This is a genomic window from Pseudomonas sp. KNUC1026, assembly GCF_021650705.1.
Lineage (GTDB): Bacteria > Pseudomonadota > Gammaproteobacteria > Pseudomonadales > Pseudomonadaceae > Aquipseudomonas.
The window spans coordinates 4,683,861-4,707,336 of record NZ_CP087138.1 but is presented as its reverse complement, the minus strand read 5'-3'; the positions used below and the strand labels follow the sequence as shown (position 1 = coordinate 4,707,336).

At 63.5% G+C, this 23,476-nt stretch carries 14 protein-coding genes and 11 pseudogenes; 16 read left to right on the top strand and 9 right to left on the bottom strand.

What is annotated here, in order from left to right:
- Positions 1 to 4 precede the first annotated feature (4 nt).
- The 3 genes and pseudogenes from dut to argB all read left to right on the top strand — a co-directional run bounded on the left by dut (position 5) and on the right by argB (position 3,996).
- The gene (gene dut / locus LN139_RS22180; protein ID WP_236357017.1) at positions 5 to 460 is read left to right on the top strand and encodes a dUTP diphosphatase; all 456 of its coding nucleotides are present in this window, start codon (positions 5 to 7) and stop codon (positions 458 to 460) included.
- 1,209 nt (positions 461 to 1,669) lie between these two features.
- Positions 1,670 to 3,066, top strand: a pseudogene (locus tag LN139_RS22175) (phosphomannomutase/phosphoglucomutase).
- Between the two features lie 24 nt (positions 3,067 to 3,090).
- On the top strand, positions 3,091 to 3,996 hold the full coding sequence (argB, locus tag LN139_RS22170) for an acetylglutamate kinase (protein ID WP_236357015.1): 906 nt from the start codon (positions 3,091 to 3,093) through the stop codon (positions 3,994 to 3,996).
- A 95-nt stretch (positions 3,997 to 4,091) separates the two neighbouring features.
- Here argB and LN139_RS22165 read toward each other — a convergent pair whose 3' ends face one another.
- Complete coding sequence (locus tag LN139_RS22165; RefSeq protein ID WP_236357013.1) at positions 4,092 to 4,682, bottom strand: DUF4124 domain-containing protein; 591 nt, start codon at positions 4,680 to 4,682, stop codon at positions 4,092 to 4,094.
- A complete protein-coding gene (gene pyrE, locus LN139_RS22160) occupies positions 4,682 to 5,323 on the bottom strand; it encodes an orotate phosphoribosyltransferase (RefSeq protein WP_236357011.1) in 642 nt (213 codons plus the stop codon). Before pyrE ends, LN139_RS22165 begins: the two co-directional genes overlap by 1 nt.
- An 81-nt stretch (positions 5,324 to 5,404) precedes the next feature.
- Between pyrE and LN139_RS22155 the strand changes: the two are divergent.
- Positions 5,405 to 6,185: pseudogene (locus LN139_RS22155) on the top strand (exodeoxyribonuclease III).
- A 51-nt stretch (positions 6,186 to 6,236) separates the two neighbouring features.
- Here LN139_RS22155 and rph read toward each other — a convergent pair.
- Entirely contained in the window at positions 6,237 to 6,959 is a 723-nt protein-coding gene (rph, locus tag LN139_RS22150; RefSeq protein ID WP_236357009.1) for a ribonuclease PH, read from the bottom strand.
- Positions 6,960 to 7,133: 174 nt separating this feature from the next.
- Between rph and LN139_RS22145 the strand changes: the two are divergent.
- From LN139_RS22145 to LN139_RS22120, 6 genes and pseudogenes are all read left to right on the top strand, one after another.
- A pseudogene (locus LN139_RS22145) lies at positions 7,134 to 7,998 on the top strand (YicC/YloC family endoribonuclease).
- A gap of 9 nt (positions 7,999 to 8,007) precedes the next feature.
- Positions 8,008 to 8,628, top strand: a pseudogene (gene gmk / locus LN139_RS22140) (guanylate kinase).
- Between the two features lie 120 nt (positions 8,629 to 8,748).
- A pseudogene (gene rpoZ / locus LN139_RS22135) lies at positions 8,749 to 9,013 on the top strand (DNA-directed RNA polymerase subunit omega).
- A 56-nt stretch (positions 9,014 to 9,069) separates the two neighbouring features.
- Positions 9,070 to 11,178: pseudogene (gene spoT / locus LN139_RS22130) on the top strand (bifunctional GTP diphosphokinase/guanosine-3',5'-bis pyrophosphate 3'-pyrophosphohydrolase).
- A gap of 30 nt (positions 11,179 to 11,208) precedes the next feature.
- A complete protein-coding gene (locus LN139_RS22125) occupies positions 11,209 to 11,589 on the top strand; it encodes a RidA family protein (protein WP_236357007.1) in 381 nt (126 codons plus the stop codon).
- Positions 11,590 to 11,646: 57 nt separating this feature from the next.
- Positions 11,647 to 12,381 carry a hypothetical protein gene (locus LN139_RS22120; RefSeq protein ID WP_236357005.1) on the top strand — a complete coding sequence of 245 codons (735 nt, stop codon included), beginning with the start codon at positions 11,647 to 11,649 and terminating at the stop codon, positions 12,379 to 12,381.
- On the opposite strand, the pseudogene LN139_RS22115 reads toward LN139_RS22120, so the two are convergent.
- Positions 12,367 to 13,220, bottom strand: a pseudogene (locus LN139_RS22115) (SDR family oxidoreductase). The gene LN139_RS22120 and the pseudogene LN139_RS22115 sit on opposite strands and share 15 nt — an antisense overlap.
- 187 nt (positions 13,221 to 13,407) lie before the next feature.
- On the opposite strand from LN139_RS22115, the pseudogene exbB reads away from it, so the two are divergent.
- The 6 genes and pseudogenes from exbB (at position 13,408) to LN139_RS22080 (ending at position 20,120) form a co-directional block, all read left to right on the top strand.
- Positions 13,408 to 14,369, top strand: a pseudogene (gene exbB, locus LN139_RS25895) (tonB-system energizer ExbB).
- A 2-nt stretch (positions 14,370 to 14,371) separates the two neighbouring features.
- Positions 14,372 to 14,800 (top strand): TonB system transport protein ExbD, encoded by a 429-nt coding sequence (gene exbD, locus LN139_RS22100; protein ID WP_236357002.1) that lies wholly within the window; start codon positions 14,372 to 14,374, stop codon positions 14,798 to 14,800.
- A pseudogene (locus LN139_RS22095) lies at positions 14,797 to 15,547 on the top strand (energy transducer TonB). Before exbD ends, LN139_RS22095 begins: the two are co-directional and overlap by 4 nt.
- A gap of 90 nt (positions 15,548 to 15,637) precedes the next feature.
- Positions 15,638 to 16,570 carry a hydrogen peroxide-inducible genes activator gene (locus LN139_RS22090; protein ID WP_236357000.1) on the top strand — a complete coding sequence of 311 codons (933 nt, stop codon included), beginning with the start codon at positions 15,638 to 15,640 and terminating at the stop codon, positions 16,568 to 16,570.
- Positions 16,567 to 18,642, top strand: a complete 2,076-nt coding sequence (gene recG, locus LN139_RS22085; protein WP_236356997.1) for an ATP-dependent DNA helicase RecG — start codon at positions 16,567 to 16,569, stop codon at positions 18,640 to 18,642. Before LN139_RS22090 ends, recG begins: the two co-directional genes overlap by 4 nt.
- 83 nt (positions 18,643 to 18,725) lie before the next feature.
- Positions 18,726 to 20,120, top strand: coding sequence for an aminoacyl-tRNA deacylase and HDOD domain-containing protein (locus LN139_RS22080; protein WP_236356995.1), 1,395 nt, complete (start codon positions 18,726 to 18,728; stop codon positions 20,118 to 20,120).
- Here LN139_RS22080 and LN139_RS22075 read toward each other — a convergent pair.
- The 5 genes and pseudogenes from LN139_RS22075 to cydP form a co-directional block, all read right to left on the bottom strand.
- A pseudogene (locus LN139_RS22075) lies at positions 20,104 to 20,405 on the bottom strand (cyd operon YbgE family protein). The gene LN139_RS22080 and the pseudogene LN139_RS22075 overlap by 17 nt on opposite strands.
- On the bottom strand, positions 20,392 to 20,508 hold the full coding sequence (cydX, locus tag LN139_RS22070) for a cytochrome bd-I oxidase subunit CydX (protein ID WP_236356993.1): 117 nt from the start codon (positions 20,506 to 20,508) through the stop codon (positions 20,392 to 20,394). Before cydX ends, LN139_RS22075 begins: the two are co-directional and overlap by 14 nt.
- A gap of 16 nt (positions 20,509 to 20,524) precedes the next feature.
- Positions 20,525 to 21,668: pseudogene (gene cydB / locus LN139_RS22065) on the bottom strand (cytochrome d ubiquinol oxidase subunit II).
- Between the two features lie 10 nt (positions 21,669 to 21,678).
- A complete protein-coding gene (locus tag LN139_RS22060) occupies positions 21,679 to 23,271 on the bottom strand; it encodes a cytochrome ubiquinol oxidase subunit I (RefSeq protein ID WP_236356991.1) in 1,593 nt (530 codons plus the stop codon).
- A complete protein-coding gene (cydP, locus tag LN139_RS22055; protein ID WP_236356989.1) occupies positions 23,261 to 23,464 on the bottom strand; it encodes a cytochrome oxidase putative small subunit CydP in 204 nt (67 codons plus the stop codon). The genes LN139_RS22060 and cydP overlap by 11 nt, the downstream gene beginning before the upstream one ends.
- Positions 23,465 to 23,476 lie beyond the last annotated feature (12 nt).

Genomic DNA, 23,476 nt, shown 5'->3' with positions numbered 1-23,476 from the left:
GAACATGCACGCACTGCAAGCCAAGATCCTCGACCCACGCCTGGGCAGCGAATTCCCGCTGCCCGCCTACGCCACGACCGGCTCCGCCGGCCTCGACCTGCGCGCCATGCTCCAGCAGAGCACAACCCTGGAACCCGGCCAGACCCTGCTGATCCCCACCGGCCTCTCCATCTACATTGCCGACCCGAGCCTGGCCGCGCTGGTGTTGCCGCGCTCGGGGCTGGGCCACGAGCACGGTATCGTGCTGGGTAACCTGGTAGGGCTGATCGACTCGGATTACCAGGGCGAGCTGATGGTCTCTTGCTGGAACCGTGGGCAGAGCGCTTTCACCATCCCTGTAGGCGAGCGCATCGCGCAGCTGGTGCTGGTGCCGGTGGTGCAGGCACGCTTCGAGCTGGTGGAAGCATTCGACGAAAGCCAGCGCGGCAGCGGCGGGTTCGGCCATACCGGCACTCATTGAGTCGCGTTTTTTTCAGGTAGATCCTCGCGGAGGCGCTCTGTGAAAGGCATCGCACGTAAAGCCGTAAAGCAAGCCCCATCGGCCGGCGTCGAGCCTGCCGACAGCCTGGCGTCGCTCATGCGCCCGGCCCTGATCACCGCCGTACTGGGCGTGTTGATCGCTGCGGTACTGGTGTGGGTGGGCCTTCCAGGCCCATCGCAGCAAGCATGGCGCTGGCAACTGGCACAGAGTTTCGGCAATGCGCAGGCCAGCAGCGTACGCCAGGCGCTGGCTCAATTGGTCGCGGACACCCAGGCTGCGGCCGCCGACCCGGCACTGGCGGCGGTACTGCAAAGCGGCGACAGCGCCCGCCTGCGAAACGCTGAAACCGCCCTGCGCTTTCGCGACGGCGTAATCGACGCCATCCTCACGCCCAGCGGCCAGGGCGTGCCCGATGATACCCGCGCAGCGCCCGTCACCTATGCGACGCTCGACCTGATGCGCCGCGCCGAAAGCGGCCCGCAACCGCTGGAAGCGCGGCAAGTGGGCCAGCGCTGGCTCGTTTATGGCGCCGCGCCGGTGCGCAGCAGTGAGCGAGTCGTCGGCAGCCTGCTGCTGGTGTTCGACATGCAGCGCCTGGCCCGCGCCTTGCCGCCCTTGGCAGCCGATGCCGGGCAGTTCCAGGTGCAGCAACGCTTCGCCGATGCAGCACCGGTGACGCTGCTGCAGCGAGGCGACGCTGCAGATGGCCCGGTCAGCCAATATGAACTGGGCAATGCAAACTGGAGCGCACGCTTCACTGCCGGGAACGCATTCGATGCACCACTGCCCTGGCTGAGCTGGGTGTTGATGGCCGTGGCGGCCCTGGTGGCACTCTGCGCCTTCTGGCTGGGCGCCTCGCTGGCGGTGGGCAAGCTGCGCGGGCTGATGCGCGAAGATGCCCGACAATTGGCTCAACTCATCCGAGAACTATCCGGCGGTAAAGCCGTCAAAGCGTTCAGTCTGCGCCTGGCAGAGCTGAACGGCCTGGCCGCGAGCCTCGCTCGCTTCTCCGTTCGTGAACACCAGGGCAGCCCCGCCGCCAAAGCGGGCAGCACCCGCGACACGGGCAGCGATGCCCAGGGCGCACCGGCTCCCAGCTGGATAACCCCGTCGCTCAAGGACTCTGAAATTCTCGACGTCGATATTCTCGACGATCAGGACCCCCTGCGAATGGAGCACCCTCCCGCTATGAACAGCATTGCAAACGCCGCCCCTACACTGCCGGCCAGCATTTCCGCGCCTATGACATCCGCGGCATCGTTGGCGATACGCTGACTGCCGAAACCGCGTACTGGATCGGCCGGGCCATCGGCTCGCAGAGCATTTCCGAGGGTGAGCCCAACGTGGCGGTGGGCCGCGATGGCCGCCTGTCCGGGCCAGAGCTGGTCGCGCAACTGATCCAGGGCCTGGCCGATGCCGGCTGCCACGTAAGCGACGTAGGCCTGGTGCCAACCGGTGCACTGTACTTCGCCGCCAACGTGCTCAAGGGCAAGTCGGGCGTGATGCTCACCGGCAGCCACAACCCGTCGAACTACAACGGCTTCAAGATCATCATCGCCGGCGACACACTCGCCAACGAGCAGATCCAGAAGCTGTACCACCGTATTCGCGACAACGACCTGGCCAGCGGCCAGGGCAGCGTCGAGAAGGTCGACATCCTGTCGCAATACGAAGCCTACATCCGCAAGGACATTGCCCTGGCGCGCAAGCTCAAGGTAGTCGTGGACTGCGGCAACGGCGTAGGCGGCGTGATCGCGCCCCAGTTGATCGAAGCACTGGGCTGCGAAGTGATTCCGCTGTTCAGCGAAGTGGACGGCAACTTCCCGAACCACCACCCCGACCCGGGCAAGCTTGAAAACCTCGAAGACCTGATCGCCAAGGTCAACGAAACTGGCGCTGACCTGGGCCTGGCCTTCGATGGCGACGCCGACCGTGTTGGCGTTATCACCAACAAAGGCAACGTGGTGTTCCCTGATCGCTTCCTGATGCTGCTGGCGCAGGACGTGCTCTCGCGCAACCCGGGCGCGGACGTGATCTTCGACGTCAAATGCAGCCGCCGCCTGAGCCCGCTGATCAGCGGCTGGGGTGGCCGCCCGGTGATGTGGAAAACCGGCCACTCGCTTATCAAGAAAAAAATTCGCGAAAGCGGTGCTTTGCTCGCTGGCGAAATGAGCGGTCACATCTTCTTCAAGGAGCGCTGGTTCGGTTTCGACGACGGCATCTATGCCGCCGCACGCTTGCTGGAAATCCTCAGCCAGAAGAAAGAAAGCGCCGAAGCGGTGTTCGATACCTTCCCGAATGATGTTTCCACCCCGGAAATCAACATTAATGTGACCGAAGAAGGTAAATTCGCCATCATTGCCGCGTTACAAAAAGACGCCCAATGGGGCGAGGCGAACCTGACCACCATCGACGGTGTGCGGGTCGACTACCCCAAAGGCTGGGGCCTGGTTCGTGCATCGAATACCACCCCAGTGCTGGTGCTGCGCTTCGAAGCCGACGACGAAGTTGAGATCGAGCGGATCAAGTCCGTATTCCGTGAACAACTCAAGGCTGTGCAGCCCGACATCAAAATTCCGTTCTGACCTTTCCCTCACCAGGAGCACTGCATGACCCTCGATCGCGATGCCGCCGCCAATGTTGCCAAAGTACTGTCCGAAGCGTTGCCTTACGTTCGACGCTTCGTCGGCAAGACACTGGTAATCAAGTACGGTGGTAACGCCATGGAGAGCGAAGAGCTGAAAACAGGCTTCGCACGTGATGTGGTGTTGATGAAGGCCGTAGGTATCAACCCGGTGGTGGTGCACGGTGGCGGCCCACAGATCGGCGACTTGCTCAAACGCCTGGAAATCGAGAGCCACTTCGTCGATGGAATGCGCGTCACCGACGCCAAGACCATGGATGTCGTGGAGATGGTGCTCGGCGGCCAGGTCAACAAAAGCATCGTCAATCTGATCAACCGCCATGGCGGCAGCGCCATTGGCCTGACCGGCAAGGACGCCGAATTGATCCGCGCGCGCAAACTGACGGTAACCCGCCAGACGCCGGAAATGACCAAACCGGAAATCATCGACATCGGCCATGTGGGTGAAGTCGCCAGTGTGAATACCGACCTGCTGAACATGCTGGTCAAGGGCGACTTCATTCCGGTGATCGCACCGATCGGTGTGGGAGCCAACGGTGAGTCGTACAACATCAACGCTGACCTGGTAGCAGGCAAGGTAGCGGAAGCTCTGCAGGCTGAGAAGCTGCTGCTGCTGACCAACATCGCAGGCCTGATGGACAAGGACGGCAAGGTGTTGACCGGGCTTACCACCGAGCAGGTCGATGGCCTGATCGCTGACGGCACCATCTACGGCGGCATGCTGCCGAAGATCCGCTGTGCGCTGGAAGCGGTGCAGGGCGGGGTCAACAGCTCGCACATCATCGATGGCCGCGTGCCCAACGCTGTGCTGCTGGAGATCTTCACCGACAGCGGCGTAGGTACGCTGATCAGCAACCGCAAGCGGGGCTGAACCCGAAGCATCGCCCGGCAAGCCGGCCTCCCACTGCAGATCAGTACTACTGCTTGAGCGGTGGGAGAGCAGCTCGCCGCGCGACGCCCTACTGATTACCCGAGCAACGCTTCCAACCTGGCCCGTTGCTGCTCATAGCTCGCCGCAACACTCCCCTTTTGCTGCTCGAGCCCGACCAATTGCTGGCCGATCTCGGCTTGCTGGCGCCGTATGCTGTCGATCTGGCCTGATAACGCCGGGGGCACGGCCTGGCTACCGCGTTCCATCGCCGCCGCCTGGCTTTGCAGCGAGCCTTGCTGCTGTTGAAGCAACGACAGGCGGTTCCTGGCAAGGCTTGCCTGATTATCCAGGTCCGCCAGGCGCCGGGTTTTTTCCTTGTCCATATCTTCGAGCGACGGATACCGCTCCAGCAACTCGCTGTCGGCCTGGGCCTTTGCCTGTGCAGCCTGGCGGGCCTGCAGCTCCGAAGCAGTGGGTGCAGGGGGAACGGTCTGGATCACCCGACCTTGCGCATTGAGCACCTGGTAGCCTTTGGACACGTACTCAGGCGGCACACCTTGCGTATCGAGCACCGTGATGCCTCGGCTGTCGATGTAGCGGTAAAGCCGCGTTCCCGGTGCGTCACCGGGCGCAGCGACCGACCAGCCCGGCAGTGCCAGGAAAGCGGCGAACAGCCAACGGCGCATCAGATGCCGTACTGCGCGCGATAGGCTTCGACCGCCGGCAGATGCTGCTTGAGCTGGGCGTCGTCGGCCAGATATTCGAGTACCTGATCGAGCGACACGATGCTGACCACCGGAATCCCGAAGTCGCGCTCGACCTCCTGGATCGCCGACAGCTCGGCCTTGCCGCGCTCCTGGCGATTCAGTGCAATCAATACACCGGCGGCCTTGGCCTGCTGCGCAGTGATGATCTGCATGACTTCACGGATCGCCGTGCCGGCGGTGATCACATCATCGATGATCAACACATTGCCGGTAAGTGGCGCGCCTACCAGGCTGCCGCCCTCGCCGTGCTCCTTGGCTTCCTTGCGGTTGAAGCACCAGGGCACGTCGCGCTGGTGCTGCTCGGCCAATGCGACTGCGGTGGCCGAGGCCAGTGGAATACCCTTGTAGGCAGGGCCAAACAACACATCGAATGCCAGGCCGCTCTCGACCACCGCCGCAGCGTAATACTTGCCCAGTTGCGCCAGCGCGCTACCGGTATTGAACAAGCCGGCATTGAAGAAGTATGGGCTGGTGCGGCCAGACTTCAGAGTGAACTCACCGAAACGCAGAACACCGCGTTCGATGGCAAAACGAATGAATTCGCGCTGGTAGGCGTGCATGTAAAAGCCCCGAATACTACGGATTTAGCTAATTAAGTTGACCTCGGGTATCATACACGCACGAGATTTACGAGGCCATTTATGCGGATCATCAGTGTGAACGTTAATGGGATTCAGGCAGCGGTCGAGCGCGGTTTGCTCAGTTGGCTGCAGGCCCAGAATGCCGACGTCATCTGCTTGCAGGATACCCGCGCTTCCGCCTTCGAACTGGATGATTCAGCCTACCAACTGGACGGCTACTTCCTGTATGCCGCCGACGCCGAAGTGCCTGCACAAGGTGGCGTCGCGCTGTACTCCAGGTTGCAGCCAAAGGCGATCATCAACGGGCTCGGGTTCGAAACCTGCGACCGCTTCGGGCGTTACCTGCAAGCTGATTTCGACAAGGTCAGTATCGCCACACTGTTGTTCCCATCCGGGCGCGGTGGCGATGAAGACCTGAACCAGAAATTCAAGTTGATGGACGACTTCGCGCGCTATATGGATAAACAGCGGCGCAAACGCCGCGAATATATCGTATTGCGGCTCGCTTTACGTGGCGCAGCAGAAGCTTGATGTGAAGAACTGGCGCGACAGCCAGCAGTCGCCCGGCTTCCTGGCACCAGAACGTGCCTGGATGGACGAAATCGTCGGCACCATGGGTTATGTCGATGCGCTGCGCGAAGTCAGCCGCGAAGGCGACCAATACAGCTGGTGGCCAGACAGCGAACAGGCCGAGATGCTCAACCTGGGCTGGCGCTTCGACTACCAGCTGCTAACCCCTGGCCTGCGCCGCTTCGTACGCAACGCCCGGTTGCCGCGCCAACCTCGCTTCAGCCAGCATGCGCCGTTCATCGTCGATTACGACTGGACGCTGACGATCTGAGCCCCAAGCTACAAGCTCAAAGCTTGCAGCTTGTAGCTTGTAGCTTGTAGCTTATTCCTCCAGTGCAGCCTTCTGCACGGCGAACAGCTCCGTAACGCCTTTCTGGGCCAGCGCCAGCATGGCGTTGAGCTCAGCCGGCTGGAATGGCGCGCCTTCAGCGGTGCCCTGCACTTCGATGAAGCCCCCTTCGCTGGTCATTACCACGTTGAGGTCGGTTTCAGCAGCCGAGTCTTCCAGGTAGTCCAGGTCCAGCACCGGCTCGCCCTGATAGATACCTACCGACACTGCACCGATCATCTGCTTGAGCGGGTCGCCATGCTTGAGGCCTCCCTGCTTCTTCACCACCTTGAGCGCATCGACCAATGCCACCATGGCGCCAGTGATGGAAGCAGTACGAGTGCCGCCATCGGCCTGGATGACATCGCAATCGACGTACAGCGTGATGTCGCCCAGTTTCGACATGTCGAGCGCAGCGCGCAGCGAACGGCCGATCAGGCGCTGGATTTCCAGGGTGCGGCCGCCCTGCTTGCCTTTGCTGGCCTCACGCTGGTTACGCTCGCCGGTGGCGCGCGGCAGCATGCCGTATTCGGCGGTCAGCCAGCCTTGCCCCTGGCCCTTGAGAAAGCGCGGCACCCCGCTCTCGACGCTGACGGTACACACCACCTTGGTGTCGCCGAACTCGACCAGCACCGACCCTTCGGCGTGCTTGGTGTAGTGGCGGGTGATGCGGATCGGGCGGAGTTGATCGGCGGCGCGACCGCTTGGACGTTTCATCTGGATACCTGTAGCTGGCTGAAAACGGGCCCACAGTATAGAGCCCATGGCGCCTGGGTCACACCCTGTGATGCCGCGGTTTGGGAAGGCATGCACCATTAGGCTACACTTCACCGCCTCGCACCCACCCGCCGTGAATGATTCGCGGCCCTGCCCTTGCTGGAGAACCGCGCCATGATCCACAGCATGACCGCCTTCGCGCGGGCCGAACGCGCAAGCGCCCACGGCACCCTCAGCTGGGAAGTGCGCTCGGTGAATCAGCCGCTATCTCGAACCCCATTTGCGCCTGCCCGACACCTTTCGCGAGCTCGAAGGCCCGGTACGTGACGCCTTGCGCCAGCAGCTTTCGCGCGGCAAGGTCGAGTGCACCCTGCGCCTGGCCGAGGAAACCAGCCGTGCCGCGCCCAGGGTAGATACCGCGCGCGCTGCGCAGCTGATCGCTGCTGCCGAGGCGGTATCGGCGCTGATCACGCGGCCTGCTCCGATCAACCCTCTGGAGGTACTGGGCTGGCCAGGCGTGCTGCAAACCGAGGGTGCCGACATGCAGGCACTCAGCGAGGAGGCCTCTGCGTTGTTCTCCCAGGTGCTTGCCGAGTTGAAGGCAGGCCGTGAGCGCGAGGGCCAGGAACTCGCCCGGCTGATCGGCGAGCGCCTGGATGCCATGCAGGCGGAGGTCGCCGCGCTGCGCGCGCTGGTCCCTCAGATGCTGGCCCTGCAGCGGCAGAAGATTCTCGACCGCTTCACTGAGCTCAAGGCCGAGCTCGACCCACAACGCCTGGAACAGGAGCTGGTGCTGCTGGCTCAGAAAAGCGACGTCGCCGAGGAGCTCGACCGCCTCGGCGCTCACATTCAGGAAGTACGCCGAGTGCTCAAGGCCGGCGGCGCTGCTGGCCGGCGCCTGGACTTCCTGATGCAGGAACTCAACCGCGAGGCGAACACCCTGGGCTCCAAGGCGTTCGACCCACGTAGCACGCAGGCGGCGGTCAACCTCAAGGTGCTGATCGAGCAGATGCGTGAACAAGTGCAGAACATTGAATAAGGCCCAGCCATGACCCACAGTACCGGAACCCTCTACATCGTCTCTGCGCCTTCCGGCGCCGGCGAGACCAGCCTGGTCAAGGCCCTGATCGACGCTCAGCACGACATTCGCGTCTCGGTCTCGCGCACCACCCGCGCCATGCGCCCAGGTGAAACCGACGGCGTGAACTACCACTTCGTCAGCCGCGAGGCGTTCCTCGGCCTGGTAGAAAAAGGCGATTTCCTCGAGCACGCCGAGGTGTTCGGCAACCTGTACGGCACCTTCCCGGAGCACGCTGGAGCAAACCTTGCAAAGCGGCATCGACCTGATTCTGGAAATCGACTGGCAGGGCGGCGAGGCAGGTGCGGCGGCTGATCCCCGGCACGCGCTCGATCTTCATCCTGCCTCCCAGCCAGCAAGCGCTGCGCCAGCGCCTGACCAACCGCGGCCAGGACAGCGACGAAATCATCGAGGGCCGCATGCGCGAAGCGGTCACTGAAATGCAGCACCACGTCGAATACGATTACCTGGTGATCAACGATGATTTCGCCACCGCGCTGGAAGACCTGAAAGGCGATCTTCCGTGCCAACCGGCTGCAGCACAAACTTCAGGCCCAACGCCATGGCGCGTTGCTGAGCGAACTGCTGTAAGGCGGTGGCGCCCCGCCACCGAGCGGCAGCCCCTTCCATTAATGGCGGGGTTTTTTCTAGACTATCGAGTCCGCTCGCCCACTTTGGGCGCTGCTCACTGTATTCGCTACGAGGAACACCATGGCTCGCGTGACCGTTGAAGACTGCCTTGACCACGTCGATAACCGCTTCGAGCTGGTCATGCTCGCGACCAAGCGTTCGCGCCAACTGGCAACCTGGTGGCAAAGAGCCCAAGGTCGGTTGGGAGAACGACAAGCCTACCGTCGTCGCGCTGCGCGAAATTGCCGCCGGCCTGATCGACTACGACGTAATTGCCGAAGCCGAAATCGTCGATGAAGAGCCGCTGTTCACCGCCTTCGAGGACGAATCCAACGAGGCCATCTGATCGATGCCCAGTCGACCGCAGCCGGCCACCGTGCCGCGCAGGCAGGAGCGCTGATCTTGCCCGGCATTGACGCACTCGCCGATCGCCTGTCGACTTACCTCGGCAAGGACCAGATCAACCTGGTCCGCCGAGCGTACTATTACGCCGAGCAAGCCCACGACGGCCAGCGCCGTCGCAGTGGCGAACCCTACGTCACGCATCCGCTGGCAGTGGCGAACATCCTTGCAGAGATGCACATGGACCATCAGAGCCTGATGGCCGCCATGCTGCACGATGTCATCGAAGACACCGGTATCGCCAAGGAAGCCCTGAGCTCCCAATTCGGCGAAACTGTCGCCGAACTGGTCGACGGGGTCAGCAAGCTGACCCAGATGAATTTCGAGACGAAGGCCGAAGCGCAGGCCGAGAACTTCCAGAAGATGGCCATGGCCATGGCGCGCGACATCCGCGTCATTCTTGGTCAAGCTCGCCGACCGGCTTCACGACATGCGCACCCTTGAGGTGCTCTCGGCGAAAAACGCCGGCGCATCGCCAAGGAAACCCTGGAAATCTACGCACCCATCGCCAACCGGCTGGGCATGCACAACGTGCGCGTGGAGTTCGAAGACCTCGGCTTCCAGGCCATGTACCCGATGCGTTCGGAGCGCATTCACCAGGCGGTGAAACGTGCCCGGGGCAACCGAAAGGAAATCGTCGCCAAGATCGAGCAGTCGCTCAAGCACTGCCTGGGTGTCGACGGTATCGACGGCGACGTCAGTGGCCGGCAGAAACACCTGTATGGCATCTACAACAAGATGCGCGGCAAGCGCCGGGCGTTCACCGAAATCATGGACGTGTACGCCTTCCGCATCGTGGTCGACAAGGTCGACACCTGCTACCGGGTGCTGGGCGCCGTGCACAACCTGTACAAGCCGCTGCCGGGGCGCTTCAAGGATTACATCGCCATTCCCAAAGCGAACGGCTATCAGTCGTTGCACACCACCTTGTTCGGCATGCACGGCGTGCCCATCGAAATCCAGATCCGCACACGCGAAATGGAAGAGATGGCCAACAACGGTATCGCTGCGCATTGGCTGTACAAGTCCAACGAAAACGAGCAACCCAAGAGCAGCCATGCCCGCGCCCGCCAATGGGTCAAGGGCGTGCTCGAGCTGCAGCAGCGCGCCGGAAACTCGCTGGAGTTCATCGAGAGCGTCAAGATCGACCTGTTCCCTGATGAAGTCTATGTGTTCACCCCCAAGGGTCGGATCATGGAGCTGCCGAAGGGCTCGACTGCCGTCGACTTCGCCTACGCCGTGCACACCGACGTCGGCAACAGCTGCATCGCTTGCCGTATCAACCGGCGCCTGGCGCCGCTGTCCGAGCCGCTGCAGAGCGGCTCTACGGTCGAGATCGTCAGCGCCCCGGGCGCACGGCCCAACCCGGCCTGGCTCAATTTCGTCGTCACCGGCAAGGCCCGTACGCACATCCGCCACGCGCTCAAGCTGCAACGCCGCTCCGAATCCATCAGCCTGGGCGAGCGTTTGCTCAACAAGGTACTCGGCGGCTTCGACAGCAGCCTCGACAAGATCCCGGCCGAGCGCATCAACGTCGCACTGGGCGAATACAAGGTCGAGGTGATCGAAGACCTGCTCGAAGACATCGGGCTGGGTAACCGCATGGCCTATGTGGTCGCCCGGCGCCTGCTGGCGAGCGAGAACGACCAGTTGCCCAGCCCCGAGGGCCCCCTGGCCATTCGCGGCACCGAGGGCCTGGTACTCAGCTATGCCAAGTGCTGCACACCGATCCCTGGCGACCCGATCGTGGGCCATCTGTCGGCAGGCAAAGGCATGGTGGTGCACCTGGAAAACTGCCGGAACATCAGCGAAATTCGCCACAACCCGGAAAAATGCATTCAGCTGTCCTGGGCCAAGGACGTTACCGGCGAATTCAACGTCGAGCTGCGCGTGGAGCTGGAGCACCAGCGCGGCCTGATCGCCCTGCTGGCCAGCAGCGTCAATGCTGCCGATGGCAATATCGAGAAAATCAGCATGGACGAGCGCGATGGTCGCATCAGCGTGGTCCAGCTGGTGGTCAGCGTTCACGACCGCGTGCACCTGGCACGGGTTATCAAGAAACTGCGCGCCCTCGCTGGCGTGATTCGCATCACTCGCATGCGCGCCTGACGCGCGTGCCCATCGTTCAAGGAGATACGCATGAGCAAGAGCGTCATTCACAGCGACAAAGCCCCGGCCGCGATCGGCACCTACTCCCAGGCCATCAAGGCCGGCAACACCGTTTACATGTCTGGCCAGATCCCGCTCGACCCGGCCACCATGGAACTGGTCGAAGGCTTCGAAGCCCAGGCCGTGCAGGTATTCGAGAACCTCAAGTCAGTCGCTGAAGCGGCCGGCGGCTCGCTCAAGGATGTGGTCAAGCTGAACGTCTTCCTGATCGACCTGGGCAATTTCGCCACTGTGAACGAAGTGATGGGCCGTTACTTCCAGCAGCCATACCCCGCTCGCGCGGCTATTGGTGTCGCTGCCCTGCCGAAGGGCTCGCAGGTCGAGATGGACGCGATCCTGGTTCTGGAATAAGCCCGGCGCGGGGCGCTTCATGCCCCGCCTCCCCTTTCGAAGCGCAAGGACCCTCGCATGCGCCATACGTTGCCCGCCCTGGCTCTGCTGGCATTGCTCAGCGGCTGCGCCAGCCACTCCGTGACCGACCCCAGCGGCACCTGGATCAACCAGAACGCCATCGACGATGCCGTCAAGGGTGGCAACTTGCGCCAGGCGCTGCTCGCCGATGGCCCGAACCTGGAATGGAAGATCGACGGCCAGGCCAAGGAAGCCACCTTCAGCAATGGTTTCGAGCTGGGAGAGGGCAGCCTCAGCCAGGGCGATGCGCATCAGTGGAATGTGGACATCTACGGCAGCGGCCAGGAAACCCTGACCATCGATGGCAGCCACCTGACACAGGCCGCCACCGACAACGGGCCGGAGCAGCACTTCGTCAAGGCCGATACCAAGGACCAACCCGACGCCCCGCCGGGTGCCGTGTTCGAAGCACGCTTGTACCAGGCCTTTCTGGGTGGCCAATGGTCCATCGCCGATGGCCAGGGCACCGGTGCTACCGTGGTGTTCCACCCGGATGGCCGCGTTGAGGGCCTGCCGGGTCTCGACCGTTACGCGCTATGCCTGGCTGGCGACTGCGCCGCGATGAGCGGCGAATACGACAGCATGTGGCTGGAGCGCGACAAGATAGGCAACGCCTATATCTTCCGCCGCGACGGCAAGCGTCTGGAGATCCTGGAGACGGTCAACACCGCCGGCAACGACGAAATGCCGAACCTGCAGCCCGGCGCGCGCCGCTGGTTACTCCAGCGCTAACAGCTCGGCGTACCCCTCGCGGTAACTTGCGTAACTGGGCACCCAGCCCAGTGCGCGAGCTCGAGCATTGCTGCAGCGCTTGCTGCCGGTACGGCGGATGCTCTGCTCGCCGTTGGATTGGGTAACGCCCATGCGCTCACGCAGCCACGTCACCACCTCGGCCAACGGCTCCGGAGCGTCGTCCACGCCCAGATAACATGCCTCGAGCACCTTGCCCTCAGCATCGGCGCGCAGCAGAAATGCAAGCAGGCCAGCGGCATCGTCTGCATGGATACGGTTGGCATAGACCGGCGGGTTTTCGCTGACCGCATAACCCTGGCGTACCTGATTCAGCAGCCGCGCGCGGCCGGGGCCATAGATGCCGCTGAGGCGGACTACCGTCGCCGGAGAGGTGCCAGCATGCGCAAGGGCTTCGGCCTCAAGCATGACCTGCCCGGAATAGCCCGCAGGCTCGGCCAGTGAGTGCTCGTCGACCCACTCCCCGCCACTTGCCCATACACGCCGCTGCTGGAGACGAACACCACGCGCCGGGGCTGCTGGCCTGCCTGTTCCAGCCAGCTCAGCGTATGCCGCAGGCCTTCGACGTAAGCTTGCCGGTAGCCGGCCTCATCGTGCTGGCTGGCGGCCACGCAATAGACGACGTAATCCAGTGGCCCCTGTGGCCAGGCAGAAGGAATGAGCGGGCTGGCCAGGTCAGCCTGCACCGGCAGCACGCCAACGGGCAACCGCGCGATATCCCGGCGCAGCCCGTGAACCGACCAGCCCGCACCCTGCAGCAATTGCGCAAGCCGGCCACCGACGTCGCCGCACCCCACCAGCAACACACTTGGCGATGCCATCGAATACCCCTTGATATGAAAAGGCTTAACACCGCCAGGACGGTGGCTGAAAAAAAATCATTTAACAACTTTTGCTAACAAGAATTAATTGCAATAATGCCAGCCCGTTTGTCCCAGGGCCGCGGCTCAGCTCTGCGCGCCTTCACACAAGGACAGCCACCTCATTCCCTCATCAGGTCCGGCCAGCATGAACCACGATACTCCGAACGCCTCGCCATCCCTACTCCTTCGCCAGCCTCGCGCCTGGGGCGCCATCGCAGCGCTGCTGATGGGCATGGCGGTTACTTCCGTGGCTCATGCTGACGAACCTGCCAACACTCCGCAGCACTCCGGCGGCCGCCAGTGCCCCAGCGCCCGAGGCAGCAGCGCCCGACGCGCCTGCCGCCGATGGTGCGGCAAGCGACACCGTGCCGGCGCAGGCTCAGGACAGCACTTTGGGCATGGGCAATGACCTGTCCCCGTGGGGCATGTACCAGCACGCTGACGTAGTGGTCAAAACCGTGATGATCGGCCTGGCCATCGCGTCGGTCATCACCTGGACCATCTGGATCGCCAAGGGCCTGGAGCTGCTGGGCGCCAAGCGCCGTGCACGCCGCGAAATCGCGATGCTCAAGCAGGCCGCCAGCCTCAAGGCCGCCGGCGACGCTGCCAGCAAGAAGGGCACCCTGGCCCACCTGCTGGTGCACGACGCCATGGAGGAGATGCACCTGCTCGGCAACACCCGCGAAAAGAAGGCATCAAGGAGCGCGTGAGCTTCCGCATGGAGCGCCTGGTAGCCGCCTGCGGCCGCAACATGAGCGCAGGCACCGGCGCTGCTCGCCACCATCGGCTCGACCGCTCCGTTCGTGGGCCTGTTCGGGTACCGTATGGGGCATCATGAACAGCTTCATCGGCATCGCCAAAACCCAGACCACCAACCTGGCAGTGGTAGCGCCCGGTATCGCCGAGGCACTGCTGGCCACGGCCATCGGCCTGGTCGCGGCCATCCCGGCGGTTGTGATCTACAACGTCTTCGCCCGCTCGATCACCAACTACAAGGCAATGGTCGCCGACGCGTCGGCGCAGGTGCTGCTGCTGGTCAGCCGTGACCTGGATCGCCAGCCGGCCGGTGAGCGCAGCAGCCATCCGCACATGGTCAAAGTGGGGTAAGCATGGGCCTGCATCTCAAGGAAGGTGCCGGCGACGAGCTGGCCGAAAACCACGAAATCAACGTCACCCCGTTCATCGACGTGATGCTGGTGCTGCTGATCATTTTCATGGTCGCCGCGCCACTCGCCACCGTTGACATCAAGGTCGACCTCCCCGCCTCCACCGCCAAGCCCGAGCCGCGCCCGAAAAGCCGCTGTTCCTGCAGCGTGAAGACCGACAAGAGCCTCTACATCGGCGACAACGCGGTCAAGAAGGAGCAGTTGGGCCAGTACCTGGACGAGAAAACCAAGGGCAAGAAGGACACCACGATCTTCTTCCAGGCCGACAAGGGCGTGGACTACGGTGACCTCATGGACGTGATGAACACCCTGCGCGCGGCCGGTTACCTGAAGGTCGGCCTCGTAGGGCTGGAGACGGCTGCCGAGAAATGACATCCAACGGCCAAAGTATCCTACGTTACGCAGGCGGCCTGGCCCTGGTGCTCGGCGTGCATGCCGCGGCGATCGTCATCGTGCTGAACTGGCCTGCGCCCGAGCCTGTGGAGTTGCCGCAGGCGGCGATGATGGTCGAGCTGCCGCCATTGCCCGGAGCCGCCGGCCCCCCGCCGCCGCCTCGGTGGTGCAGCCGCAGAGTGCCCCGGTCGAAGAACCGCCGATGCCAAAGCTTGCCGAAGCGCCCAAGCCCAAGATCGCCGTGCCCAAACCCGAAAAGCCGAAGCCCAAGCCGCAGCCCAAGCCGGTCGAGAAGAAGCCCGAGCCGCCCAAGGAGGTGCCGGAGCAGGTGGCCAAGAACGAGCCCACCGAATCCGAAAAGGCAGCAGCGCCCAAGCCTCAGCCGCCGCAACCGCCCTCGCCGCCGGCCAACAGCCAGGCCAAACGCACCTGGCAAAGCGATCTGCTGGCGCACCTTGGCAAGTGCAAGCGCTACCCCGACCGCGCGCGCTCGCGCCGAGCCGAAGGCACTGTACTGATCGAGTTCACCCTCGACGCCAATGGCAAGGTGCTTGATGCCGCACTCGTCACCAGCTCCGGCAACAGCTTGCTGGATGACGCCAGCCATCGCGCAGGTGCATCGGGCTTCGCCCATGCCCAAGCCGCCGGCTGACGCACTGCAATGGCAAGGATTCGATCAAGATCAAGGCACCGTTCAACTTCAACATCAAAGACGCCATGCGCTGACGTCTTTTGTGTTGCATCCGCCGCGCTGATAACGCTGCGTCTATCGGCGGCACCCGCTATGCTGGGGCCGCCGCTACACGGACGCACGTTATGACCCTCACCGAATTGCGCTACATCGTCACGCTCGCCCAGGAACAGCACTTCGGCCATGCCGCTGAACGCTGCCACGTGAGCCAGCCCACCCTTTCGGTGGGGGTCGAAAAACTTGAAGACGAACTGGGCGTGCTGATCTTCGAGCGCAGCAAAAGCGCCGTGCGCCTCACCCCGGTGGGCGAAAGCATCGTGGCCCAGGCGCAAAAGGTACTGGAGCAGGCTCAAGGCATCCGTGAGTTGGCTCAGGCCGGCAAGAACCAGCTGACCGCCCCGCTCAAAGTGGGAGCCATCTACACCGTTGGGCCGTACCTGTTCCCGCACCTGATTCCTCAACTGCATCGCGTTGCGCCGCAGATGCCCTTGTACATCGAAGAAAACTTCACCCACGTCCTGCGCGACAAATTGCGCAACGGCGAGCTGGACGCGGTCGTCATTGCCCTGCCCTTCGCCGAAGCCGATGTACTCACCCTGCAACTGTACGACGAACCCTTCCAGGTATTGATGCCCAGCGACCACCCATGGACGCGCGAAGAGGCCATCGACCCTGCCTTGCTTAATGACAAGAGCCTGCTGCTGCTGGGCGAGGGCCACTGTTTCCGTGACCAGGTGTTGGAAGCTTGCCCTACCGTGAAGGGCAGCGAGGCGTCGCGGCATACCACCGTTGAGTCCAGCTCGCTGGAAACCATCCGCCACATGGTCGCCTCGGGCCTGGGTGTTTCGGTGCTGCCGCTCTCGGCGGTGCACAGCCATCATTACGCACCTGGGGTGATCGAAGTGCGGCCGCTGACTTCGCCCGCGCCGTTTCGCACCGTCGCCATCGCCTGGCGTGCCAGCTTCCCGCGGCCCAAGGCGATCGAGATCCTCGCCGACTCCATCCGCCTGTGCTCGGTGGCCAAGGGGCCCGTCGCTACGGATAAAGTTGCGGTATGACCGAGTTGTCCCGGGTACCGGTCACGGTACTCAAGGGCGTCGGCGAGGCGATGGCTGAAAAGCTCGCCCGCGTGGGCCTCGAAACCCTGCAAGACGTATTGTTCCACTTGCCGCTGCGCTATCAGGACCGCACCCGCGTAGTGCCGATCGGGCAGTTGCGGCCCGGGCAGGATGCCGTGGTCGAAGGGACGGTGAGCGGCGCCGACGTGGTCATGGGCCGGCGCCGCAGCCTGGTGGTGCGCCTGAACGACGGCAGCGGGTCGCTGAGCCTGCGCTTCTACCATTTCAGCAATGCCCAGAAAGACGGTCTCGAACGCGGCACCCAAGTGCGCTGCTACGGTGAAGTGCGGCCCGGCGCCTCGGGGCTGGAAATCTACCACCCTGAATACCGTGCCATCACCGGCGACACGCCGCCTCCGGTGGAGCAGACGCTCACCCCGATCTACCCGTTGACCGAGGGCCTGACGCAGGCGCGATTGCGCCAGCTGTGCCAGCAAAGCCTGGCGCTGCTGGGCCCTTCGAGCCTGCCCGACTGGCTGCCGGACGAGCTGGCGCGCGATTACCGCCTGGCGCCGCTGCCCGACGCCATTCGCTACCTGCACAACCCTCCTGCCGACGCGAACATCGAAGAACTCGCTTTGGGCCATCACTGGGCTCAACATCGCCTGGCATTCGAGGAGCTGCTGACTCACCAGCTGTCTCAGCAGCGGCTGCGCGAACGCATGCGCACTCTGCGCGCACCCGCATTGCCAACGCCCAAGGTGCTGCCGCAGCGTTACCTGGCCAACCTCGGGTTCACCCCGACGGGCGCGCAGCAGCGGGTGGCCGCTGAACTGGCCTATGACCTGGCGCAGCACGAGCCGATGCTGCGCCTGGTGCAGGGTGACGTGGGCGCCGGTAAAACGGTTGTGGCCGCGCTGGCTGCCTTGCAGGCCCTGGAAGCGGGTTATCAGGTTGCGCTGATGGCGCCGACGGAAATCCTCGCCGAGCAGCACTTCATCAACTTCCAGCGCTGGATGGAGCCACTGGGCATCGAAACCGCATGGCTGGCTGGCAAGCTCAAGGGCAAGGCTCGCGTCTCGGCACTCGAGCGCATTGCAGCCGGCGCGCCTATGGTAGTCGGCACCCACGCGTTGTTTCAGGACGAGGTACGTTTCAAGAACCTTGCCCTGGCGATCATCGACGAACAGCACCGCTTCGGCGTGCAACAACGCCTGGCACTGCGCCAGAAAGGCGTGGATGGGCGTCTGAGCCCGCACCAACTGATCATGACCGCCACGCCCATTCCCCGCACGCTGGCCATGAGCGCCTATGCCGACCTCGACACCTCGGTGCTCGACGAGCTGCCACCCGGCCGCACGCCGGTCAACACCGTGCTGGTAGCCGATTCGCGCCGCGAAGAAGTGGTGGAGCGGGTGCGCGCTGCCTGTGCCGAAGGCCGCCAGGCCTATTGGGTGTGCACGTTGATCGAGGAGTCCGAAGAGCTGACCTGCCAGGCGGCCCAGTCCACTTATGAAGACCTTGGGTTGATGCTGGAAGGGTTGAAGGTCGGGCTCATCCACGGGCGCATGAAGCCCGCCGAGAAAGCCGAAGTGATGGCGAGCTTCAAGGCCGGCGAGTTGCAGTTGCTGGTTGCCACCACCGTGATCGAGGTGGGTGTGGACGTGCCCAATGCCAGCCTGATGATCATCGAGAACCCCGAGCGCCTGGGCCTGGCCCAGTTGCACCAGCTGCGCGGGCGGGTTGGCCGTGGCAGCGCAGCGAGCCACTGCGTGCTGATGTATCACCCGCCGCTGTCGCAGATCAGCCGAGAACGGCTGGGCATCATGCGCGAAACCAACGACGGTTTCGTGATTGCCGAGAAAGACCTCGAACTGCGCGGCCCCGGAGAAATGCTAGGGACCCGACAAACGGGGCTGCTACAGTTCGAAGTAGCCGACCTGATGCGCGACGCCGATCTGCTACCCTCTGTACGCGATGCGGCGCAAGCCCTGTTGGCGCGCTGGCCTGACCACGTGAACCCGCTGCTCGATCGTTGGCTTCGCCATGGGCAGCAGTACGGGCAGGTTTGAGCTGAATTACAACCGCAAAGCTTTCCTGCCCGCGCCTCAGGCGTGGGTATACTGTCGAACTTGTACAGGTTTGGACACAGCACATGACAGAAGTCGCCCTGGATACACCAATTCCTCACGCGCCCCCGGTGGTCCAGCAACTGCTGGAAAAACATGCCATCACCTGGCAAGAGGTCATCGACGAGCCGGCGATCGCCGAGCGGCGCAAGGTCCAGGCCATTCTACTGGGCGATGCCGTAGGCACCTTGGTAGTGCTGCTGCTCAAGGACCAGTTGCTCGACCTGAACCGCATCGCCGAACTCACAGGCCGAACCCTCACCGCGGTGCCGCTTGACCGCCTGCGGCGCATGCTCGACCCGCACGACCTGGTCCAATTGCCCGGCCTGCCTTCACTGGTGGCCGCACCCTGCCTGTACGACGAGCGCGTGCTTGACCAACCCAGCCTGTTGATCGCCTCCGGCACCCCGGGTGTGCTGCTGGAAATCAGCAGCGAAGATTTCAAGAAAACCCTGAGCAACGGCAGCGCGGCGCGTTTCGGCGAGTCGATGCAGGGTGTGAGCCTGGTGCACGACGCCTTGCCACGTACGCCCGCCGAGATCGGCGCCAAGGTGCAGGGCTTCACGGCAAAACGCATCCAGCAGCGCCTGGAGTCGACCATCGAGATCCCGCCGCTGGCCAAGACCGCACAGAAGATCATCAAGCTGCGGGTCGACCCCAATGCCAGCGTCGACGACATCACTGGCGTCGTCGAAACCGACCCCGCACTGGCGGCGCAGGTAGTGAGCTGGGCGGCTTCGCCCTATTACGCCTCACCCGGCAAGGTACGTTCGGTCGAGGACGCCATTGTCCGCGTGCTGGGCTTCGATCTGGTCATCAACCTTGCGCTGGGCCTTGCCTTGGGCAAGTCGATCAACCTGCCCAAGGACAACCCGCAGCAGGCGACGCCCTACTGGCAGCTGTCGATCTATACCGCAGCGGTGATCGAGGGCCTTACGCGCGCCATCCCTCGGGAATCTCGCCCCGAAGCGGGCCTGACTTATCTGGCTGGCCTGCTGCACAACTTCGGTTACCTGCTGCTGGCACACGTGTTCCCGCCGCATTTCTCGCTGGTGTGCCGCCATCTGGAAGTGAACCCGCACCTGAACCACAGCTATGTCGAGCAGCACCTGCTGGGCATCAGCCGCGAGCAGATCGGCGCCTGGTTGATGGGCTATTGGGACATGCCGGAAGAGCTGGCCACCGCGCTGCGCTTTCAGAACGACCCCACCTACGATGGCGAGTATTCGGTTTACGCGAACCTGGTGTGCCTGGCAGTGCGCCTGCTGCGCAGCCGCGGAATCGGCTCTGAAGCAGGGCAGGAGATTCCGCAGGCCCTGCTCGACCGCGTCGGCCTCACTCGGGAGAAGGCCGACGACGTCGTGAACAAGGTGCTTGAAGCCGAGAAGGTGCTGCGCGAGCTGGCTACGCAGTTTGGTTGAGGGCGAGCTGGGCGTAGCCCAGCGCCATCAATGACCAGGCCGTGAGCGGGTGGAACACCACCCGCCAGGCCAGAGCGCGAGGGTCGAAGCCGACCCGTGTGCATAACCCGCCGCAATCCCCCACATCATCAAGCTCAACAGCCCGTGGCTGTAGTGCCCTTGCGCGTCCAGCATCATGACCGGGTGAAGCAAAAGCACAAGGCTCAAGGGCACCGCCATCAGCAGTGAGAGGGCGCGCCATGCGCCCCCGCCGAGCCAGGGGCGCCGCGCTTCAGCGGCGATCATCGCGCACCTCGTCGAGGCTGCCGGACGCCTCCAGCCACATCGCGTTGATCACGCCGAAGCTGCACGCCAGCAGCACACCCAGAATCCAGGCGAAATACCACATGGTGTTATCTCCTCTCTCAATACAGGCCGTGGGGGTTGCCATCGATATGCGCAGTCGTGACCTTGCCCCACATCTTCACGTAGCACCATGAGGTGTAAGCCAGGATCAGAGGCACGAAGATCGCCGCTGCGCAGGTCATGATCACCAGGGTGGTACGGCTGGACACCGCATCCCAGACGGTCAGGCTCGATGCCGGGTCAAGGCTTGAAGGCATCACGAAGGGGAACAGAGCAAAGCCTGCTGTGCAGATCGCACCGACGATCGCCAGGCTGCTGCCCAGGAATGCCGTACGGCTGCGGCCAAGGCCAGCTGCGACGAAAGCCAGCAGGCCGCCCAGCATGCCTACCAACGGCGCCAAGGCGGTGATCGGGTAGCTGCGGTAGTTGGCGGTCCAGCCCGGGTTGCCGACCTCGACGGTTTTGGCCAGTGGGTTGAGCGCCACTGCAGGGTCGAAGGAGGACGTAATCACCAGCCCCTGGATGTTGCCCAAGGCCAGCCAAGCGCCCGCCGCGCCGAATGCAATCAGGAACACCAGCGCCAGCCAGAAGGTTGCGCGGCGGGCGCGTTCGCCCATGGCACCTTCGGTACGCATCATCAGCCAGCTGCCGCCGTGCAGGGCGAGCATGCTCAGGCTCGCCAGCACCGGCCAGCAGGCCGAAGGGGTTGAGCAATTGCCAGAAGTTGCCCTGGTAGCTTGCGCGCAGGGTGTCGTCGAACTGGAACGGCACGCCTTGCAGCAGGTTGCCGAAGGCTACGCCGAACACCAGCGACGGCACGATGGCCCCGGCGGAAGGTGCCCAGTCCCAGGTGCTGCGCCAGCGGGTGTTCTCCAGCTTGCTGCGGTAGTCGAAGCCCACCGGGCGCACGAACAGCGCGAACAGTACCAGCAGCAGCGCCCAGTAAAAGCCGGAGAAGGCTGCCGAGTACACCAGCGGCCAGGCAGCGAACAGCGCACCGCCGGCGGTGATCAGCCAGACCTGGTTACCGTCCCAGTGCGGCGCGATGGTGTTGATCACCACGCGGCGCTCGGTGTCGGTGCGGCCGACCACCGGCATCAGCATGGCTGCGCCGAGGTCGAAGCCATCGGTCAGGGCGAAGCCGATCAGCAGCACGCCGACCAGCACCCACCAGACCAGTTTCAGCATTTCATAATCGAACATGTTCAACTCCTCAGGCCGATGCGGGCTGGCCGGTGATGGGCGCCGCAGCGTGCTCGCCCTGCTCGAAGTGGTAGCGGCCGGTGTGCAGGCTGCTGGGGCCCAGGCGGGCGAACTTGATCATCAGGTACATCTCCACCACCAGCAGCACGGTGTAGAAGGCGATCAGCGCGAGCAGCGAACCCCACACATCACCACTGGAGACGCTCGAGGCCGACAAGTGCGTAGGCAGCACTTCGCCGATCGACCAGGGTTGGCGGCCATGCTCGGCAACGAACCAACCGGTCTGGGTGGCGACCCACGGCAGCGGCAGGCTGAACAGCGCCCACTTGAGCAGCCAGGTTTTTTTCCATTCGTTCTTGCGGGCCGAGGCGTAGAAGGCGCACACGAACAGCAGCAGCATGAGGAAGCCGCTCAGCACCATCAGGCGGAAGGTCCAGAAGATCGAGGCCACATGCGGGATCGAATCTTGGGCGGCCTGCTTGATCTGGCTGTCGCTGGCATCGGTGACCTGCGCTGTGTATTTCTTCAACAGCAGGCCGTAACCCAGGTCACCCTTGACCTGATCGAAGGCGCTACGTGTAGCGTCGCTGTGATCGCCTGCACGCAGTTTGGCCAGCAGGCTGTAAGCCACCATGCCATTACGGATGCGCTGCTCGTGCTCGGTGATCAGGTCCTTGATGCCGGTGACCTGTTTATCCACCGAACGTGTGGCGATGATGCCCATCACGTAGGGAATCTTCACCGCGTAGTCGGTGCGCTGGGTTTCCTGGTTGGGGAAGCCGAACAGGGTGAACGCAGCGGGCGCAGGCTCGGTATGCCATTCAGCCTCGATGGCCGCCAGCTTGGTCTTCTGCACGTCGCCGATCTCGTAGCCCGACTCATCCCCCAGGATGATCACCGAGAGGATCGAGGCCATGCCGAACGCCGAGGCGATGGCGAACGAGCGGCGGGCGAAGCCGATGTCGCGGCCTTTGAGCAGATACCAGCTGGAGATCGCCAGCACGAAGATCGCGCCGGTCACGTAGCCGGAAGCCACGGTGTGCACGAATTTGACCTGCGCCACCGGGTTGAAGATCAGGTCGGCGAAGCTGGTCAGCTCCATGCGCATGGTGGTGAAGTTGAACTCGGCACCCACCGGGTTCTGCATCCAGCCGTTGGCGATCAGGATCCACAACGCCGAGAGGTTCGAGCCCAGTGCCACCAGCCAGGTCACGGCCAGGTGCTGCACCCGGGTCAGGCGGTCCCAGCCGAAGAAGAACAGGCCGATGAAGGTCGATTCGAGGAAGAACGCCATCAAGCCTTCGATGGCCAGCGGGGCGCCGAAGATGTCACCTACGTAATGGCTGTAGTAGGCCCAGTTGGTCCCGAACTGGAACTCCATGGTCAACCCCGTGGTAACCCCCAGGGCGAAGTTGATGCCGAACAGCTTGCCCCAGAAGCGGACCATGTCCTTGTACACCTGCTTGCCGGTCAGCACGTAGACCGACTCCATGATCGCAAGCAGGAAGGCCATGCCCAGGGTGAGCGGCACGAACAGAAAGTGATACAGGGCCGTCATGGCGAACTGTAATCGCGAAAGGTCGACAACCGATTCAGAGATCATCTTTTGGTTTCTCGGGAAGGGCGGAAGAGGTGCCCAGCAGGTGCTGAGCGACAGGCTGGGTGTGGCCGGTCACGGTGTCCGGCGCGCTGAACCAGAGGCTGCGGATGCCTATGATCAGGGCGAGCTTGATCAGCAGGATCAGCGTTATCTCCCGAGCAAGGGGGTGCTTCAGAAAGCTGAAATGCGGGGCCATGTCCGGGGTACT

Excerpts from the sequence above, each read along its gene's own strand:
- dut (WP_236357017.1), top strand. The coding sequence starts at position 5 with ATGCACGCACTGCAAGCCAAGATCCTCGACCCACGCCTGGGCAGCGAA.
- argB (WP_236357015.1), top strand. The coding sequence starts at position 3,091 with ATGACCCTCGATCGCGATGCCGCCGCCAATGTTGCCAAAGTACTGTCC.
- LN139_RS22165 (WP_236357013.1), bottom strand. The coding sequence starts at position 4,682 with ATGCGCCGTTGGCTGTTCGCCGCTTTCCTGGCACTGCCGGGCTGGTCG.
- pyrE (WP_236357011.1), bottom strand. The coding sequence starts at position 5,323 with ATGCACGCCTACCAGCGCGAATTCATTCGTTTTGCCATCGAACGCGGT.
- rph (WP_236357009.1), bottom strand. The coding sequence starts at position 6,959 with ATGAAACGTCCAAGCGGTCGCGCCGCCGATCAACTCCGCCCGATCCGC.
- LN139_RS22125 (WP_236357007.1), top strand. The coding sequence starts at position 11,209 with ATGAGCAAGAGCGTCATTCACAGCGACAAAGCCCCGGCCGCGATCGGC.
- LN139_RS22120 (WP_236357005.1), top strand. The coding sequence starts at position 11,647 with ATGCGCCATACGTTGCCCGCCCTGGCTCTGCTGGCATTGCTCAGCGGC.
- exbD (WP_236357002.1), top strand. The coding sequence starts at position 14,372 with ATGGGCCTGCATCTCAAGGAAGGTGCCGGCGACGAGCTGGCCGAAAAC.
- LN139_RS22090 (WP_236357000.1), top strand. The coding sequence starts at position 15,638 with ATGACCCTCACCGAATTGCGCTACATCGTCACGCTCGCCCAGGAACAG.
- recG (WP_236356997.1), top strand. The coding sequence starts at position 16,567 with ATGACCGAGTTGTCCCGGGTACCGGTCACGGTACTCAAGGGCGTCGGC.
- LN139_RS22080 (WP_236356995.1), top strand. The coding sequence starts at position 18,726 with ATGACAGAAGTCGCCCTGGATACACCAATTCCTCACGCGCCCCCGGTG.
- cydX (WP_236356993.1), bottom strand. The coding sequence starts at position 20,508 with ATGTGGTATTTCGCCTGGATTCTGGGTGTGCTGCTGGCGTGCAGCTTC.
- LN139_RS22060 (WP_236356991.1), bottom strand. The coding sequence starts at position 23,271 with ATGATCTCTGAATCGGTTGTCGACCTTTCGCGATTACAGTTCGCCATG.
- cydP (WP_236356989.1), bottom strand. The coding sequence starts at position 23,464 with ATGGCCCCGCATTTCAGCTTTCTGAAGCACCCCCTTGCTCGGGAGATA.